The following is a 16,343-nucleotide window of genomic DNA, read 5'->3' as shown; positions in this document are numbered from 1 at the left end:
ATTCGGGGCGCGCCCGCTCGGTTCCCGCTCTTCCGGCCGGACCCGCTTAGTCTGAATCCGATGTCTCCCCGAGTAACGGCGATTCTCGTGGTGCGCGACGGCTCAGAGCCGCTCGCACGCACGCTCGACGCCCTCCGTGCCCAGACCCGTCCGGCGGACGGGATCATCGCCGTCGCCACCCGCGCGAGTGAGGCGACGATCGAGGAACTCGGTCGCGTCCCCGGCATGAAGCTCGTGACCTCGACCGAGGACCTCAGCTTCGCGCAAGCCGTGGCCGCGGGCGTCCGCGTCACCGATCAGCCTGAGGACGCCGAGCAGATGCTCTGGTTGCTCTCCGAGGACACGGCTCCCGAGCCGACGGCGCTCGCCGCCCTGTTGGGCGCCCTCGAGGTCTCGCCGTCCGTCGGTGTGGCCGGCCCGAAGATCCTCGACTGGGACGACGCGTCGTTCCTTCGTCGCTACGGCGAGACGATCACCACCCTCGGGGCGGCGGTCCCGGTGGTCGAGGACGAGCTCGACCAGGCCCAGCACGACACGATGAACGACGTGATGGCGGTCGGTCCGGCCGGCATGCTCGTGCGCCATCAGCTGTGGGACCAGTTGGGCGGCTTCGACCAGGCCCTCGTGGCGGACGACGCCCTCGACTTCTGCATCAGGACCCGCCTCGCGGGCTACCTGGTCGCGGTCGTGCCGACGGCGCGGGTCGCCTCAGCCGGCGAAGGCATCGCCGGGCCCTCCTGGTCGAACCGGCTCGGCGCGCGTCGTCGTCGCCATCGCCAGGCCCGCGCCGCACAGCTCCACCGGCGTCTCGTCTATGCGCCCGGGATCATGGTCCCCGTGCACTGGCTCAGCCTCGTGCCCCTCGCCATCCTGCGGGTCATCGGCCACTTCGTGAAGAAGCAACCCGAGCTCGTGCTGGGCGAGCTCTCGGCGGCGTTCGCCGTCGCGTTCTCCGGAACGAAGGTCGGGAGTGCCCGGCGCCAGCTCGCGAAGAACCGGACCTTGGGCTGGTCGAGCATCGCCGGCCTGCGGATGCGACTCGACGAGGTCCGCCGCAAACGCGCGCTCGCGCGGGAGGCGACGCAGATCGGCTTCATCGGCGAGGAACGCGACCTCCGCTTCTTCTCCGGCGGAGGCGCCTGGGTCGTCCTCGCGACGGCGGTCATCGGAGCGGCGATCCTCGCTCCGCTCCTCGGAGCCACGTACCTCACCGGTGGGGGACTCCTCCCGCTCTCGGCGACCGTCGGCGAACTCTGGCAGCACATCGGCTTCGGGTGGCGCGACGTCGGTCTCGGCTTCGTCGGTGCCGCCGACCCGTTCAGTGCGGTCCTCGCGGTGCTCGGGACCATCACCTTCTGGCAGCCTTCGTTCTCCCTGGTCCTGCTCTTCCTGCTCGCGCTACCGCTCTCGGCGCTCGGCGCCTGGTTCGCCGCCACCCGGCTCACGGAGCGCAGCGGTCCTCGTGCGGTGGCGGCGCTGCTCTGGGCGCTCGCCCCGACGCTCCTGACCGCGCTCGCCGATGGCCGTCCCGCGGCCGTCATCGTCCATGTCCTGCTGCCCTGGCTCTTCTACGCGGGTGTGGTCGCGTCCCGGTCGTGGGCCGCAGCCGGCACGAGCGCCTTCCTGTTCGCAGCGATCACAGCGAGCTCGCCGTCCCTCGCCCCGGCGTTGCTCGTCATCTGGGTCGTCGCGATGGTCTTCGCCGGTCGAGGTGTCGCCAGGGTCGGACTCGTCCCGATCCCCGCCATCGCGCTGTTCGCCCCGCTCATCTGGCAGCAGGGGCTCCATCGCGACAACTGGCTCGGACTCCTCGCCGACCCGGGCGTCGCGACGCCCGGGACCGCGGCGTCCGGCTGGCAACTGTCCCTCGGCTTCCCCGGCGGCAGCCTGGGTGGATGGAGCCAGCTCGGCGCAGCGCTCGGGCTGCCGGGTGCGACTCCCGCCATCGTGGTACCCGCGCTGCTCGCGCCACTCGCGATCGTCGCTCTGCTGGCCCTGTTCCTTCCGGGCTCCAGACGGGCCGTCCCGTTGCTGATCGCGGCGTTCCTCGGACTCGTGTCGGCGGTGTTCGCCACGCATCTCCTCCTCGCCTCCGCCGCCGGAACGGCCGTCCCCGTCTGGGCCGGCGCGGCGATCAGCCTGTACTGGCTCGGGATCGTGGGTGCTGCGACCCTCGGCCTCGATCGCATCCCGCGGTTCCAGGCAGCCCCGGCGCTCGTCATGGTCCTCGCCGCCGCGGTGATCGCCCTCCCGCTCGCGCTCGCGCAGCCCCTCGGCACCTCGGTGGTCCGTGAGAGTTCCGGGCGGCAGCTGCCCGCCTACGTGACGGCCGCTACACAGACCGATCCGCGGCTCGGCACCCTCGTCATCACGCCCGGCGACGACGGGACCATCACCGCAGTCGTCATCCGTGGACAGGGGGAGACGCTCGACGGCCAGTCCACCATCGCCCAGACGGCCCCCGGCGTGTCCTCAGACGACCGCGTCGTCGCCGAGCTCGCCGGCAACCTCGCGTCGCAGAGCGGACTGGACCCGACGGAGACCCTCGTCGAGCACGGCATCGCCTTCGTGCTGCTGTCGCCGGTCGCCGACGGCGAAGAGCAGACGGCGGCGGGTCAGACCGCCGGCCGTGCGGCGAGCGCGCTCGACGCGAACGCGGCGCTGGTCGCCGTCGGTGACACGACGAGCGGGACGCTCTGGCGCACCGTCGCGGACGTCGGCACCGGTCCCGAGCTCCCCACGTCCAACGTGCTCGGCACCCTCATCGGTGTCGGCCTGGGCGTCGTGTTCCTCATCACCCTGCTCCTGAGCATCCCCAACGGTGCGTCCCGCGACGGGTACCGCGCGGGATCCAGGAAGCCGGCGAAGCTGAAGGGCCGTGCCGCTCGTAAGGCGGCCGCCTCCGGGGCGACGGTCGCGGTGATCGACGACGACGCGACCGGCACCTATGACGACGAGGAACCGACCGCCGATCTCGACGACGAGGCGGAGGGATCCGAGTCGGCCGACACCGCCGACGCGTCGACCCGCCCGCCCAAGCCGCGCTGGTGGCGTCGGGGTCAGGCCTCCGCCGAGGTGCCCGCACCCGCGGCGGTGACCGCCGAACCAGCCGATGACGCCGAGTCCGTCGACGACCGTGCATCGACCGTCGTCACCGGGTCGGCCGACGACACCGTCGCTCGCGATGGAACCGTGCCGGTCACGGACGACACCGTCGACACGGACCTCGACGTGACCGGGTCGACTCCAGACGCGGACGCCGACGCCGACACGAACACCACAGCCGACCAGGTCCCCGACGAACCGGCGGTCGCCACAGGCGATGCCGTCGTGTCCGATCCGGATCCGAGCGACTCGACCGAGACGACGCCGGATCCCGACACCACCCGCCGGGACACCCCGGGAACGGAGCAGCCGCATGCCCAGTAAGCGCGGAGTCGCCATCACCTCCGGTCGGATCGTCACCGGCCTCGTCGGGATCGGGATCGCCGCGGTCACGATCGCGGCGGCCGGGCAGCTGCCCCTCCCGACGGTCGAGATCGCCCCTCAGGACATCCGAGTCACCCCGGTGGCCGGTGACCAGTCGGTCGTGTGCCCGGGGCCGCTGCTCGCCCTGGCTCAGGATGCGACGGCCGCCACGGCGGCCGGCTCCTTCGGCCCGGCGACCGTGGACTTCGGAGCGAACGGGGTGACGCCCACGACGAGTGAGTTGGCCGCACCCGACAACACGAGCGGTGCGGCGGACGGTGGACCCACGGTGATCACCGTCCCCGGCGCGACCGACGGCACGGTGACGCCGCTGAGCGGTGCGCAGTCGCAGATCGCCGCGGAAGCCGAGGTCGCCGGTCTGGCGGCCGCCGCTTGCACGCCGGCATCGGCCGAGAGCTGGCTCGTCGGTGGTTCGAGCGACATCGGTCGTACCACGCTGATCCTCCTGAGCAACCCGTCGGCCGTCGACGCGAACGTGACCCTCGAGGTCTTCGGTGCCGCCGGGCGGATCGACGCTCCGGGTGCCGCCGGGATCGTCGTCGCCACCGGCACGCAGCGGGTGATCGCCCTCACCGGCCTCGCACCCAATGAGCCGACCCCGGTCGTGCACGTGACGAGCGAGGGCGGCCAGGTGGTGGCGGCGCTCCAGCAGAGCACGGTCCGCGTCCTGACCCCCGGTGGCGTCGAGGTCCAGGGGCCGACCGCGTCGCCTTCGACCGACCTCGTGATCCCCGGCGTCGTCGTCACGGCCCCCGCGGCCGCAGGGGCGAGCTCCGACACCGCGTCCGTCGACGACCGGGCCACGGCCCTCAGACTGTTCGCGCCGGGATCCGAGCCAGCCGACGTCGTCATCACCGCCACCCGGGAGAATGCGAAGGACGAGCCGATCGTCATCGACGCGACCATCCAGCCGGGCGTTCCCGGTGAGATCGCCCTGGCCGAACTCCCGGCCGGTGAGTTCTCGCTGGAGATCACCTCGACCCGACCGGTGGTCGCGGCGGCCAGGACGAACTCGCGCGGCGGAACGCTCGAGGACTTCGCCTGGTTCGGAGCGACGCCCGCACTCGACGACACCGCGGCCCTCACGGTCCCCACCGGGCCGGGGCAGAAGCTCCACGTCTTCAACCCGTCTGGCTCCGACGCCGAACTCACGTTGACGGGGGCTGACGGCAAGGAGACCACGGCGAAGGTCGGCGCTGGAGCGGCCGTGACCATCGGCGTCGGCGCCGGTCAGAGCTACGTCCTCGCCGGGGCCGACGGCCTCCACGCCTCGATCAGTCTCGCTGCGGCGGGGCGGCTCACGTCGCTGCCGGTCACGCCGCCGAACCCGCTGGCGGCGCCGATCAGCGTCTACCCGCGCTGACCGCGGCGGCCTCGGGTCAGAGGAACCGGTACCGTTCCGGCCCGAGGTCCCAGGGGTCCTTGCCGAGGAGCTCGGCGACGGCGCGGAACACGCAGCTCTCCACCATCATGCGCTGATGCAGCTCGTCGTTCCGGTGGAGCTTGCTCATCCGCTGGATGGGCAACCGGTACAGGATGATCCGTCGGCGTGCTCGGTCGACGAACCAACGGTCGACGCCGTCCGTCCCGGAGTTCTGCGCCGGCATCGCGCCGACCTCGAACCGGACGTCGGCGAGTTCGGTGGGCCAGGCTCCGCGGAGGTAGTCGGCGGTGGTGGCGACCGTCAGGTCGAACTGGTCGATCCGGGTGTCGATCGGCGGCACGTCCGGTCCGACGACGCTCGACCGACCGTTGCGACCGTGCCGTGATCGGCGGCGCGAGAGGGCGCCTCGCGTCTCCTCGTCAGCCTGCGCCATGCGTCCAGTCTAGGTGTGGTCGGCGGCCCGGTTCAGACCCGCTCGACCGGCGAGCCGGACGGTGCCGCCGGCGCCCGCGGGCTACGCTGGGGCAAATGGTGGACAGGATGTGTTCGAAGGTCGGCTGCTCGCGCGAGCCCGTGGCGACGCTGACCTACGACTATCGCGACTCGATGGCCGTCCTCGGTCCGCTGAGCATCGAGAAGAGCCCGCACAGCTACGACCTCTGCTCCATCCACGCCGTACGGCTGAGCGTGCCGCAGGGCTGGAGCGTCGTGAAGCACAGCGTCCTCGGCGACGTCGGCTACGGCTCCTGACCGTCGGCCCGCCACCGCGTGGTGCCGATCTCGGGCCCGACATGAAGGTCCACGACGCCTGACGGTCTGCGAGAATGGCGTCATGAGTTCTTCCGCACCGACTGCCCCCACGACCACCCTGCCCTACAAGGTGGCCGACCTGTCGCTCGCCGAGGCCGGCCGACACCAGCTCCGCCTCGCCGAGAACGAGATGCCTGGCCTGATGGCCCTCCGTGAGGAGTTCGGCGCGAGCCAGCCGCTCGCCGGTGCCCGCATCGCCGGTTCGCTGCACATGACGGTGCAGACCGCGGTGCTCATCGAGACGCTCGTCGCGCTCGGTGCCCAGGTGCGCTGGGCGAGCTGCAACATCTTCTCGACCCAGGACGAGGCGGCAGCGGCCGTCGCCGTCGGTCCGCACGGGACCGTCGAGGCACCGGCCGGCGTGCCGGTCTTCGCTTGGAAGGGCGAGACGCTCGAAGAGTACTGGTGGTGCACCGAGCAGATCTTCGACTGGTCGACCGAGGCCGCCGCGGCCGGAGCCGAGTGGACCGGACCCAACCTCATCCTCGACGACGGTGGCGACGCGAGCATGCTCGTCCACCAGGGCCGTCGGTTCGAGCTGGCCGGAGCGGTCCCCGACACGACCGACGCCGACAGCCACGAGTACAGCATCGTCCTCGACGTGCTCCGTCGTTCGCTCGCCGGCAGCAGCGACCGTTGGACGAAGGTCGCCGCCGACATCCTCGGCGTGACCGAGGAGACCACCACCGGTGTCCACCGCCTCTACGAGCTGGCGAAGCAGGGTGAGCTGCTGTTCCCCGCGATCAACGTGAACGACTCGGTCACGAAGAGCAAGTTCGACAACAAGTACGGCATCCGGCACTCGCTGCCGGACGGCCTGAACCGCGCGACCGACGTGCTCATCGGTGGCAAGGTCGTCTTCGTCGCGGGCTACGGCGACGTCGGCAAGGGCGCAGCTGAGGCCCTCCGCGGCCAGGGCGCTCGGGTCATCGTCTCCGAGGTCGACCCGATCTGCGCCCTCCAGGCGTCGATGGACGGCTTCCAGGTCGCGACCCTCGAGAGCGTCGCCGACCAGGTCGACATCATCGTGACGTGCACCGGCAACTTCAACGTCGTCACCCTCGATCACATCCTCGCGCTCAAGCACCTCGCGATCGTCTCGAACGTCGGGCACTTCGACAACGAGATCGACATGGCCTCGCTCGAGGCGCTCGAGGGCGCCGAGAAGATCGAGATCAAGCCCCAGGTCCACGAGTGGCGTCTCCCCACGGGGCGCAGCGTCCTCGTGCTCAGCGAGGGACGACTCATGAACCTCGGGAACGCGACGGGGCACCCCTCGTTCGTGATGAGCAACTCCTTCACGAACCAGGTGCTCGCACAGCTTGAGCTCTGGACGCGGATCGAGGAGTACCCGATCGGCGTGTACGTGCTGCCGAAGCACCTCGACGAGAAGGTCGCTCGCCTGCACCTCGACGCGCTCGGCGTGCAGCTGACGACGCTCACGGGCGAGCAGGCCGACTACATCGGTGTGCCGGTCGAGGGCCCGTACAAGGTCGACCACTACCGCTACTAGGCGGTGCCGCCGGTTCCCCGCCTCAGCGGTCGGGGAACCGGTGCGGCTGACCGCTCAGCACCGGCTGGAGGAGCGACAGGCGCTGACGAGCTGCGAGTTGGGCCTGGTACTCGCGCTCCCGGCGGATGACGGAGACACCGACGAGGAACGCCTCCGGGGGAGCGATCGGCAGCGGCGACACGAATCGGGACACCTCTGCCGCGAGTTCGGCCGCCAATCGGGTCCTCGTGGCCGGGGTCAGTGAGCCGGCCTGCTTGAGGAACTGGGTGACGCGCCGCGCCAGCGGGTCGGGCAGTCGGGCCACGTCGGCGCCGCCGGCCCAGGCGGCGAGCTGCGGTGGGATCATCGCGACGGGCTCCACCACCCGCGGCAGACGCTCACGTTGGCTGTAGGTCCCGGCGAGCACGTCGCCGAGGCGCTTCGAGCGAGCACTGAGCAGGCCGGTGAGTGCAGCGATGCCACCAGCTGTGGCGTAGATCTCGAAGTACCCGGTGAGGGCACGGATGAACGCGTGCCGGAAGCCGGGTGCACCCCCGTCGTCCCGGACGATGCGGGCACCGACCACGAGTCTGCCGAGCGACCGTCCGCGGGTGGCGATCTCGACCGCTGCCGGCAGGACGACGAGGCAGAGCACCGTCAGGCCGAGCACGATGGCGGTGAACATCGCGGTGTCCATGGCGACCCCGGACAGGATCCAGGAGAACATCGCGAGCATGAGGCCGACGAACACGAGGATGGACACCACGTAGTCGATGATGGCGCCCGCCGCGCGCAGGATGAATCCGGTGGGCCGCACGTCGAGGGCGACCGCCTCGCCGGTGATCAGCTCGGTGCCGTCGTCCAGCGTCGTCTCGTGCAGCGGGACCCGGGCCGGTTCGGACATGTGCTCCATTCAAGCAGATGCGCGGGGGACCGGCCATGGAGCGCCACCACCGCGTAGCATGGCTGCGATGGACCTCGACGCCTACTCCGCAGCCCACCGTCAGGAATGGGACCGCCTCGACGCGCTCGGCAAGCAGCGGTTCTTCAGCGGGCCGGAGGCCGACGAGCTGATCGACCGCTACCAGGCCGGAGCGACCCAGCTCTCCGCGATCAAGACGACGGCCGGATCGACCCTCGTCGGCGACCGCCTCTCGGTGTCGCTCTCGCGGGCGCGCCTCCGGTTCACCGGGGCCAGCGCGAACGTGTTGTCGAGTGTCCCGCGGTTCTTCGTCCTGGCGCTGCCGGCCGCGCTCTACCGGGTCCGATGGGTGACCCTCGCGGTCGCGGTCGCGACGGTCGTCATCGCGACCCTGTACGCCGTGTGGATCGCCGGCAACCCACAGGTCCTCGCGAACCTCGGTACCGACGCCCAGCTCAAGCAGTACGTCGAGGACGACTTCGTCGCCTACTACTCCAACAACCCGGCTGCGAGCTTCGCCGGCCAGGTGTGGACCAACAACGCGTGGATCGCAGCGCAATGCGTCGCGTTCGGCATCAGCGGTGTCTGGGTCCCGTACATCATCGTCACCAACGCCCAGGGGGTCGGGCAGGCCGCAGGGGTCATGTTCGCCTACGGCAAGGGCGACGTGTTCTTCGAGTACATCCTCCCGCACGGCATGCTCGAGCTCACGGCGGTGTTCGTCGCGGCAGCGGCGGGTCTGCGCATCTTCTGGGCCTGGGTGGCACCGGGGCCACGGACGAGGGGCCAGGCGCTTGCCGAGGAGGGCCGAGCGCTGTTCACGATCGCCATCGGGCTGGTGATCGTGCTCTTCGTCTCGGGGCTCGTCGAGGGTTTCGTGACGCCCGCACCATGGCCGTGGGCGGTCAAGATGCTCATCGGCGGGGGAGCGCTCGCCGCATTCCTGAGCTACATGTGCTGGTGGGGCGGCCGCGCATACCGCTCGGGCGAGCGCGGTGACCTGGCTGAGTTCGAGGCCGGCGCGAAGCGGATCGTCGCCGGCTGACGGCTACTCGCCGGCTTCGGATCGCGCGCGGCGCTCGGCGTTCCTCGCGTTGACCCGGGCGTTCTCGGCATTGACCTCGGCGTGGACGGCGCGCTCCTGCACGAGCCAGGCGGGCAGCGTGCGGAGGAGCTCCTGGATCTGTTCGGTGGTCAACGCCTCGGTGATCTCGGCGCGAGCCAGACCGGAGGTCGACACGCCGAGCTTGCGGGCGACGACGTCGCGCGGGTGCGGTCCGTTCTTGCGGAGCTCGACGAGCCAGTCCGCCGGGTTCGCCTGCAGTTCGAGGAACGCCGATCGCGTGATCGGCTCCTCCTGGAACGACGCCGGGGTCGCCGGCAGATAGACCCCGAGCTTCTTCGCCGCGGTCGCCGGTTTCATGATCTGTTCGCTCGCACCCATCCGCTCAGCGTACCTCGCTGCGGTGTCCTCGCCCAACCGGCCGGATCACCCGTCGACCGAGCTGCAGTAGTGTGGCAAGCCGAGCAGTGGAGGCTTCGATGGACAGGCAGGACGACCAGGTCGACGGGATCGAGGTCGGCGACGACGGGATCGGTGCCGACACGGTGCCGGAGATCGTCCCGCCGGCGCTGACCGTCGCCTACGCGCGCGGCGTGAACCCGGGGAAGTGGGCGCGCATCTGGAGCGAGCGCCGTCCGGACGACGAACTCCGCCTGATCCGAGTGGACCTCGACGAGCAGCGAGCGGTCCTGGCCTCCGGTGCGGCGGACGTCGTGCTCGCCCGGGTCCCGATCGACCAGGACGGGCTGAACACGATCGCCCTGTTCGAGGAACTCCCCGTCGTCGTCTTCGCCAAGGGCGCTGCACTCGGAGCCGAGGACACGGTCGGGATGGCCGCGCTCGCCGACGAGCAGCTGATCATGACGCCGCTCGTCCTCGAGTGGGCCGAACGTGCCGCCGTGCTCGGGTTCGACGCCCCGGCGGCACCGTTGACCGACGACCCGGAGGCAGCGGTCGAACTGGCCGCGTCCGAGGTCGGGATCGTCGTGGTCCCGCAGTCGGTCGCGCGACTGCACCAGCGGAAGGACGTGGAGTACCGTCCGATCGTCGGTCTTCCTTCGATCCCGGTCGTGCTGGTCTGGCCGCAGGACCGCGAGGACGAAGCCGTGGAGGAGTTCATCGGCATCGTGCGCGGACGCACGGCCAACAGCTCGCGACGGTCCGCCCCGACCGAGCAGGCCGCCGCTCCTGCACCGCAGCAGGCCGCGAGACGACGGAAGGCGCCGAAGGCCGGTTCGACCCAGGGCACCGCCGCCGGGACGAGCCGAGGCGCCCAGCTCGCCGCGCGCAAGGCCAAGCAGGAGGAGCTCGCCCGGGAACGCCGCAAGAAGCGTAAGGGCCGCTGACCCGTCGATCCGGTTCCGGCCGGCACTCGGAGGAAGCCGCTCGATCGGCGACGGATCGGGCTAGAGCCGACCGGAGGCCTTGAGCGCGATGTAGGCGTCGGCGAGCGCCGGGGGCAGGGTCTCCGGCGAACCGGTGACGACGTCGGCCCCGAGCTGTCTGATCGCCGCCGACACGCGTTCGATGTCCAGCAGGGCGCGTTCGGCCGCAGCGGCGCGGTAGACGGTCTCGCGGTCGCCGCGGTCGCGCGTGGCCTCGAGGGTCGCCGGGTCGACGACGCTCGTCACGACGACCGTGTGGCGCTGCGTGAGCTGGGGGAGGACGGCGAGGAGCCCGCGCGCGGCCCCGGGGGCGTCGATCGAGGTCTGCAGGACGACGAGGGCGCGCTGGTTCGTGATCTGCCTGACCTGGCCGGGGACGGCGTCCCAGTCTGTCTCGATGAGTTCCGGGTCGACGAGCGCCATCGCATCGACCATCCTGGAGAGGAGTTCGGCGCCGGTCGCCCCCTGGACGCGACCACGCACGCGACGGTCGTAGGCGAGATAGTCGATGCGGTCGCCTGCTCTCGTGGCGAGCGCGGCCAGGAGGAGCGCGGCTTCGAACGCGGTGTCGATGCGCGGCTCGTCGGCGATGCGCGCGGCGGAGGTGCGGCCGGTGTCGGTGACGATGACGACCCGGCGGTCGCGCTCTGGCCGCCAGGTGCGGATCATGACGTCGCCGCGTCGTGCCGTGGCACGCCAGTCGATCGAACGGACGTCATCACCTCGCACGTATTCGCGGAGGGAGTCGAACTCGGTGCCCTGACCGCGGACCATGACGCTCGTCGCGCCGTCGAGCTCGCGGAGGCGTGCGATCCGGCTCGGGAGGTGCTTCCGGGAGTTGAACGCCGGCAGGACCCGGAGGTGCCCGGCGCTGTTCAGCGTCGCCTGTCGAGCCAGGAGACCGAGCGGACCGAACGACCGCACCGTGACCTGGGACACCCGTCGCTCGCCCCGACGGAACGGGGTGAGCACCAGGCTGACGCTCCGTCGCTCCCCGGGCGGGAGGTCGACGCGGAGCCGCCCGGTGGGTGCGCCGGCCGACGGCTGCCAGGCGTCGCGCACCAGCGCCCGGACGCGGCGACCTCCGCGGTTGGTGAGGAAGAGGGTGCTCGTCGCCGAGTCACCGAGCCTGACCCGGGACGGCAGCTGCCGCTGCAGGACGATGTCCCGAGGCGAACCGGCGACCACGAGGTCGAGCGCTCCGAGCGCGGCGGCGAGCACGAGCCACGCGATGAACGCCGGAGCTGCGTCGCCCGTGAGCACGCCGAGCACCACGATCGGCACGATGCCGAACGCGACGAGCGCGACGAACCTCCCGGTGACGGCCATCTAGATGGGCACCTGCACCTGCTGCATGATCGAACGCAGGATCGCGTCGACCGAGACACCCTCGAGCTCGGCCTCGGGCCGCAGCTGCATGCGGTGGCGCCACACCGGGAGGACCATCGTCTGCACGTGGTCGGGGGTGATCGACTGGTAGCCGCTCAGCCAGGCCCAGGCCTTCGCCGACGCGAGGAGGGCGGTCGTCCCTCGAGGGCTGACCCCGAGCCGGACGGACGGGCTGCGCCGAGTGGCGCGCGCGAGGTCGACGATGTAGGCGAGGACGTCGGCGCTGGCACCCACGCGTCCGACCTCGAGCTGCGCCGCCCGCAGATCGGCCGCGCCCATGACCGGCCTGACACCCGCGGCCGTGAGGTCGCGCGGGCTGAACCCGGCGGAATGCCGTCGGAGCACCTCCACCTCGACGTCGCGTTCGGGCACGTCGAGGACGAGCTTCAGCAGGAAGCGGTCGAGCTGCGCCTCCGGGAGCGTGTAGGTGCCCTCGTACTCGATCGGGTTCTGCGTGGCGGCCACGATGAACGGGTCCGGGAGTGGGAGCGAACGGCCGTCGACGCTGACCTGGCGCTCCTCCATCGCCTCCAGCAGGGCGGACTGGGTCTTCGGGGGTGTGCGGTTGATCTCGTCGGCGAGCAGGATGTTCGTGAACACCGGGCCCTCGCGGAACTCGAACTCGCCGGTCTTGGCGTCGTAGACGAGCGAGCCGGTGACGTCGCCGGGCATGAGGTCGGGCGTGAACTGCACGCGCTTCGTGTCCAGACTCAGCGCGTGGCTGAGCGATCGGACGAGGAGCGTCTTCGCGACGCCGGGCACACCCTCGAGGAGCGCGTGGCCCTTGGCGAGGAGCGCGATGACGAGCCCGGTGACGGCGGCGTCCTGACCCACGACGGCCTTGCCGACCTCGACGCGGACCTGGGCGAGGGCTCGCCGGAGGTCGTCGGGGTGCGGTGCGGTGGATCCTGGCGCGGGGGCGTCGGTCATGGATGGTTCCTTCCGGTGAGGTCCGTGGCGCGCGCGACGGCGGCTTCGAGATCGAGCAGGTGATCGGACAGGGAGACGAGGTCGGCGTCGCTCGTCGGTACGGCGTCGAGCAGGACGGACCGCACGTGCCGAGGATCGAGTCCGGCGAGTCCGGCGACCGTGTCGGCGACCTCGACGACCGAGGCGTGGCGGGAGAGGCCTGCGGCGACCGCGAGGCGGGACACGGTGCCGATCCGCAGCGCGTCGAGCGCCCGCTGACGGTTGCCGGACCGCTGGTAGAGGCGTGCGCGCCCCTCCATCGTCTCGCTCGCGCGGACCGCGACGGGCAGGTCCTCGATGACGAGCGGGCCGAAGCGTCGCCCGCGCCAGAACATGGCCAGGATCGCCGTGACGACGACGGTGCCGGTGACTCCGGCGACCCAGCTCGGCGTCAGCTCGTCGAGGCTCGGGGGACCGGTGACCGGCACGTCGGCGAGGCTCGGCAGGTACCAGACCAACTGCTCGGTGGAGCCGAGCAGGCCGAGCGCCAGGGCGGCGTTCCCCGCCCGGTCGATGACATCGTTCGTCAGGGCGTCGGCCGAGCCGAGCAGCACCCGTGCGCCGTCCGCCTGCGTCACGACCGCGCTCCCGCCGCTGTCGGCCGTGAAGCAGCCGTCGGCGTCAGCGTCGGTGGTCGTGTACAGCGTCCAGCCACCGGTGACCGTCCCCGCCCGCTCGGCGGTGGGGTCGCCGCAGTCGGACGACAGGACGTCGGCGGTGTCCGAGCTGCCCGCGAACGAGACGCCGGGGAACAGGGTGCGGAGCGCCGCGGCCCGGGGGGTGACGACGACGAGTCCGGCGTCGGCGTCGCTCAACCGCTCGAGCTGCGAGGCGTCGAGCAGTCCGCTGGGGTCGAACAGGAGGACGGTGCTGTCGGTGTCCTCGACCGCCTCGAGCGTCGCGTCGAGCGTGGTGGTCTCCGTCACGGTGACGCCCTCCTGGCGGAGCACCTGCGCAAGCGCGCGTCCGCCGTTCGGGGTCTGGTTTCCGGGGCTGAGCAGGGCCGCGTCGATCGACGCGCCTCGTGTCGCGAACATGAGCACGAGGGCGATCCCGACCGCGAAGACCGCCGCGACGATCCAGAACCGGTTCCGCCGCAGCCGGGTTCGCAGCCGAGGCGTGGCGACGTCGGGCTCGGGCTCCCGCTGCACCGCGGGCTTCGTCGTGAGCGTCACCGGACCAGCTCCTCGGGGTCGGCGAGCAGCTGCGGCGCGGCGGCGGAGAGCCGGGCGTCGAGCGCTTCGAACTCACGGTACTGTGCCTCGGTGCCCGTCGCCTCGAGGTAGCGGACGGCGTCGAAGACGTCCGCGGCCTCCGCGAGCGCGCGCCCGTCCTGCGGGAACGCGGCCGCAGCCCGGGCGGCGAAACCGTGCGCCGTCGTGCCGGGGGTGACCACGACGATCGTCCGCTCGGACAGTCCGCGAGCGATCGCCCGGTACAGCTCCTGGAGCGCGAGAGTCCAGTCGCCGGCCGCGGCGGCGGCCCTCGCGTCCTGGCGCAACCGATCGGCGGTCCGATCGTCGCGTTCGCCGAAGAGGTCGAGCTGACGGGCGCTCCGTCGGTTGAGGCGGGGGACGCCCCACACGATGAACGCGATGACGATCCCGACGACGACCACGGTCATCGCGATGATCGGGAACAGGCCGGTGAAAGGGCCCTCACCCGGCACCCGGAGGGAGTTCACCCAGTCCCAGAACGCCTTCGACACGATGTCCCACAACGACGGTTGCGCTGTCTGGTACTCGGGCTTCGACAGCTCACGCTGCAGGAGGTCCCGGGCGCCCGGTGCATCAGGGACGAGCGGGACGTCGAGGCGCGACGCGAGGAACAGTGGGCTCATCGGGTCGCTTTGCCTCCGGCGGCGGCGACGTCGAAGGGGTTGTCGACCGTCTCGCGACCGCCGGCGCGCGCCTCGACGAACCGCGCGAGGTCGAGGTCGAGCCCCTCCTTGCGCATCCGCAGGTCCACATAGATGACCGCCGACGTGGCACTGATGACGACGACCGTGATCGCACCGATGATGACGGAGACGAGCAGGGAGAGGCCCTGCGCGGCGATGGTGGCGACGATCATGGTCGCCTCCGAGTCCACCCCGACGAACAGCACGGGGACGAGACTCGCGAGCAGGCTGATCGGGGTCGCGACGACCTGCGACGCGACACTGACGACCGAGGAGACGAGGAACTGGACGCCGAAGGTCCGCCAGAAATAGCCGTCGGTCAGGCGCCAGGAGCGAGCGAGCGAGGCGAAGACCTTGCCGTTCTCGAGGACGATGATGCTCGGTGTGAGGGAGAACTTCGTCCCGAGCCACACGGAAGCGGCGATCAGGACGAGCAGTGCGCCGATGCCCATGACCACCGTCAGGGCCACGCCCGCGGTCCCGCCGAGACCGGTCAGCACGAATCCGAGGCCAACCGCGACGGCGATGAACACCGTCACGACACCGATCAGGAGGAAGGTGTAGCCGATGAGCGGCAGGAACCGCGCCTTCGTGCGTCGCCAGAGCACGCCGAGCGGCAACTTCTCACCGAGGGTGCCGCGGGCGACCTCTTGCGCGATGATGCCCTGCAGGATCGCGCTGCCGGCGATCGAGACCGCCACCGGGATCAGGAAGGACAGGATGATGGCCGTGATCGCCCCGGCGCTGATGGCGTCCTCCTCGCCGGGGGCCGCCTGCGACAGCCGGCTCAACGAGAGCCAGGTGACGACGCCGACGATGACGAGGGAGAGGACGGCGGTGAGACCCTGCAGGAGGAGGGCGCTCCCGAACGTCGCCTTCGGGTTGCGTCGCAGCACGAGGAAGGGGGCGCCGAACAGGTCGCTGAAGGACAGCGGCCGGAGCGGGATGAGCCCCGGCTTCGGCGGCGGTGCCCATCCCTGCTGGGGACCCGGGGCCCAGGACGCACCGGTCGCGTACGGGTTCGCGTCGTAGGCGGCGGTCGGAGCCGAGGGAGGGGTCCCGTACCCGGGCTGCTGCGCCTGGGTATACGGCTGGGTGTACCGGGGCGGGATCTGCTGTGGATACGGCTGCTGGCCGTATCCCGGCTGTGGGTACCCCGCCTGCGCCGGATACGCGGGCTGTTGCGGGTGTCCCTGCTGCGGCGGGTACCCGGGCTGCTGCTGGTATCCCTGCTGCGGCGGGTACCCGGGCTGCTGTGGGGCTCCCTGCGGCGGCAGCGGCGGATAGCCGGGCTGCTGTGGATACCCCTGCTGCGGTGGCAGCGGCTGCGGTGTCGCCTGCTCCGGCGCCACCGGCTGCTGTGGCCCCTGCGGCGTCACCCACGGGTTCGGATCCTGATCGCCCGTCTCGCCCCCGGCTCGCTGTTCCGTGTCCATCAGCAACACCCCCTCGCCGTCTCGAACCCCTCCATGTTGTCACACCGAGCCTGCCCGCGACCGGCGGTTCGGCGGTTCTCCTGGACACTTCGACTACGCTGAGG

General features: G+C 71.3%; 14 protein-coding genes. 6 read left to right on the top strand and 8 right to left on the bottom strand.

Features of this window, described 5'->3' with window-relative positions; translation table 11 throughout:
• The first annotated feature begins 60 nt into the window (after window positions 1-60).
• Together ACLIME_RS08100 and ACLIME_RS08095 are read left to right on the top strand one after the other, a co-directional pair.
• Window positions 61-3,429 carry a glycosyltransferase gene (locus tag ACLIME_RS08100; protein WP_411558607.1) on the top strand — a complete coding sequence of 1,123 codons (3,369 nt, stop codon included), beginning with the start codon at window positions 61-63 and terminating at the stop codon, window positions 3,427-3,429.
• Window positions 3,419-4,852: a DUF5719 family protein gene (locus ACLIME_RS08095; protein ID WP_411558606.1), complete on the top strand. Its 1,434-nt coding sequence runs from the start codon at window positions 3,419-3,421 to the stop codon at window positions 4,850-4,852. Before ACLIME_RS08100 ends, ACLIME_RS08095 begins: the two co-directional genes overlap by 11 nt.
• A 16-nt stretch (window positions 4,853-4,868) precedes the next feature.
• Here ACLIME_RS08095 and ACLIME_RS08090 read toward each other — a convergent pair whose 3' ends face one another.
• Window positions 4,869-5,306: a metallopeptidase family protein gene (locus ACLIME_RS08090; RefSeq protein ID WP_079707264.1), complete on the bottom strand. Its 438-nt coding sequence runs from the start codon at window positions 5,304-5,306 to the stop codon at window positions 4,869-4,871.
• A 107-nt stretch (window positions 5,307-5,413) separates the two neighbouring features.
• Here ACLIME_RS08090 and ACLIME_RS08085 point away from each other — a divergent pair, with 107 nt between their 5' ends.
• Both ACLIME_RS08085 and ahcY read left to right on the top strand, forming a co-directional pair.
• The gene (locus tag ACLIME_RS08085) at window positions 5,414-5,623 is read left to right on the top strand and encodes a DUF3499 family protein (RefSeq protein WP_369808449.1); all 210 of its coding nucleotides are present in this window, start codon (window positions 5,414-5,416) and stop codon (window positions 5,621-5,623) included.
• Between the two features lie 82 nt (window positions 5,624-5,705).
• Window positions 5,706-7,196, top strand: a complete 1,491-nt coding sequence (gene ahcY, locus ACLIME_RS08080; protein ID WP_411558605.1) for an adenosylhomocysteinase — start codon at window positions 5,706-5,708, stop codon at window positions 7,194-7,196.
• Window positions 7,197-7,218: 22 nt separating this feature from the next.
• Here the strand turns inward: ahcY and ACLIME_RS08075 are convergent, their stop codons facing one another.
• Entirely contained in the window at window positions 7,219-8,079 is an 861-nt protein-coding gene (locus ACLIME_RS08075) for an RDD family protein (RefSeq protein ID WP_085513390.1), read from the bottom strand.
• A 67-nt stretch (window positions 8,080-8,146) separates the two neighbouring features.
• Between ACLIME_RS08075 and ACLIME_RS08070 the strand changes: the two genes are divergently transcribed.
• Complete coding sequence (locus tag ACLIME_RS08070; RefSeq protein WP_191941445.1) at window positions 8,147-9,142, top strand: stage II sporulation protein M; 996 nt, start codon at window positions 8,147-8,149, stop codon at window positions 9,140-9,142.
• A gap of 3 nt (window positions 9,143-9,145) precedes the next feature.
• Here the strand turns inward: ACLIME_RS08070 and ACLIME_RS08065 are convergent, their stop codons facing one another.
• Window positions 9,146-9,541, bottom strand: coding sequence for a DUF5997 family protein (locus tag ACLIME_RS08065; RefSeq protein ID WP_056012681.1), 396 nt, complete (start codon window positions 9,539-9,541; stop codon window positions 9,146-9,148).
• 98 nt (window positions 9,542-9,639) lie between these two features.
• Here ACLIME_RS08065 and ACLIME_RS08060 point away from each other — a divergent pair, with 98 nt between their 5' ends.
• Entirely contained in the window at window positions 9,640-10,506 is an 867-nt protein-coding gene (locus ACLIME_RS08060; protein WP_411558604.1) for a LysR family substrate-binding domain-containing protein, read from the top strand.
• A gap of 60 nt (window positions 10,507-10,566) precedes the next feature.
• Here the strand turns inward: ACLIME_RS08060 and ACLIME_RS08055 are convergent, their stop codons facing one another.
• From ACLIME_RS08055 to ACLIME_RS08035, 5 genes are read right to left on the bottom strand one after another with little or no spacing between them, the layout of a single operon-like run.
• On the bottom strand, window positions 10,567-11,874 hold the full coding sequence (locus ACLIME_RS08055; protein WP_191941443.1) for a DUF58 domain-containing protein: 1,308 nt from the start codon (window positions 11,872-11,874) through the stop codon (window positions 10,567-10,569).
• On the bottom strand, window positions 11,875-12,864 hold the full coding sequence (locus ACLIME_RS08050; RefSeq protein ID WP_411558603.1) for an AAA family ATPase: 990 nt from the start codon (window positions 12,862-12,864) through the stop codon (window positions 11,875-11,877).
• Window positions 12,861-14,078: a DUF4350 domain-containing protein gene (locus tag ACLIME_RS08045; protein WP_411558602.1), complete on the bottom strand. Its 1,218-nt coding sequence runs from the start codon at window positions 14,076-14,078 to the stop codon at window positions 12,861-12,863. The genes ACLIME_RS08050 and ACLIME_RS08045 overlap by 4 nt, the downstream gene beginning before the upstream one ends.
• On the bottom strand, window positions 14,075-14,743 hold the full coding sequence (locus tag ACLIME_RS08040) for a DUF4129 domain-containing protein (protein ID WP_411558601.1): 669 nt from the start codon (window positions 14,741-14,743) through the stop codon (window positions 14,075-14,077). Before ACLIME_RS08040 ends, ACLIME_RS08045 begins: the two co-directional genes overlap by 4 nt.
• Window positions 14,740-16,239 carry a hypothetical protein gene (locus ACLIME_RS08035; protein WP_411558600.1) on the bottom strand — a complete coding sequence of 500 codons (1,500 nt, stop codon included), beginning with the start codon at window positions 16,237-16,239 and terminating at the stop codon, window positions 14,740-14,742. Before ACLIME_RS08035 ends, ACLIME_RS08040 begins: the two co-directional genes overlap by 4 nt.
• Window positions 16,240-16,343 lie beyond the last annotated feature (104 nt).

It is taken from the genome of Plantibacter sp. MPB07 (genome assembly GCF_046619465.1).
Lineage (GTDB): Bacteria > Actinomycetota > Actinomycetes > Actinomycetales > Microbacteriaceae > Plantibacter > Plantibacter auratus.
The sequence above is the reverse complement of the archived record's forward strand: the minus strand, read 5'-3'. Positions and strand labels throughout refer to the sequence as shown.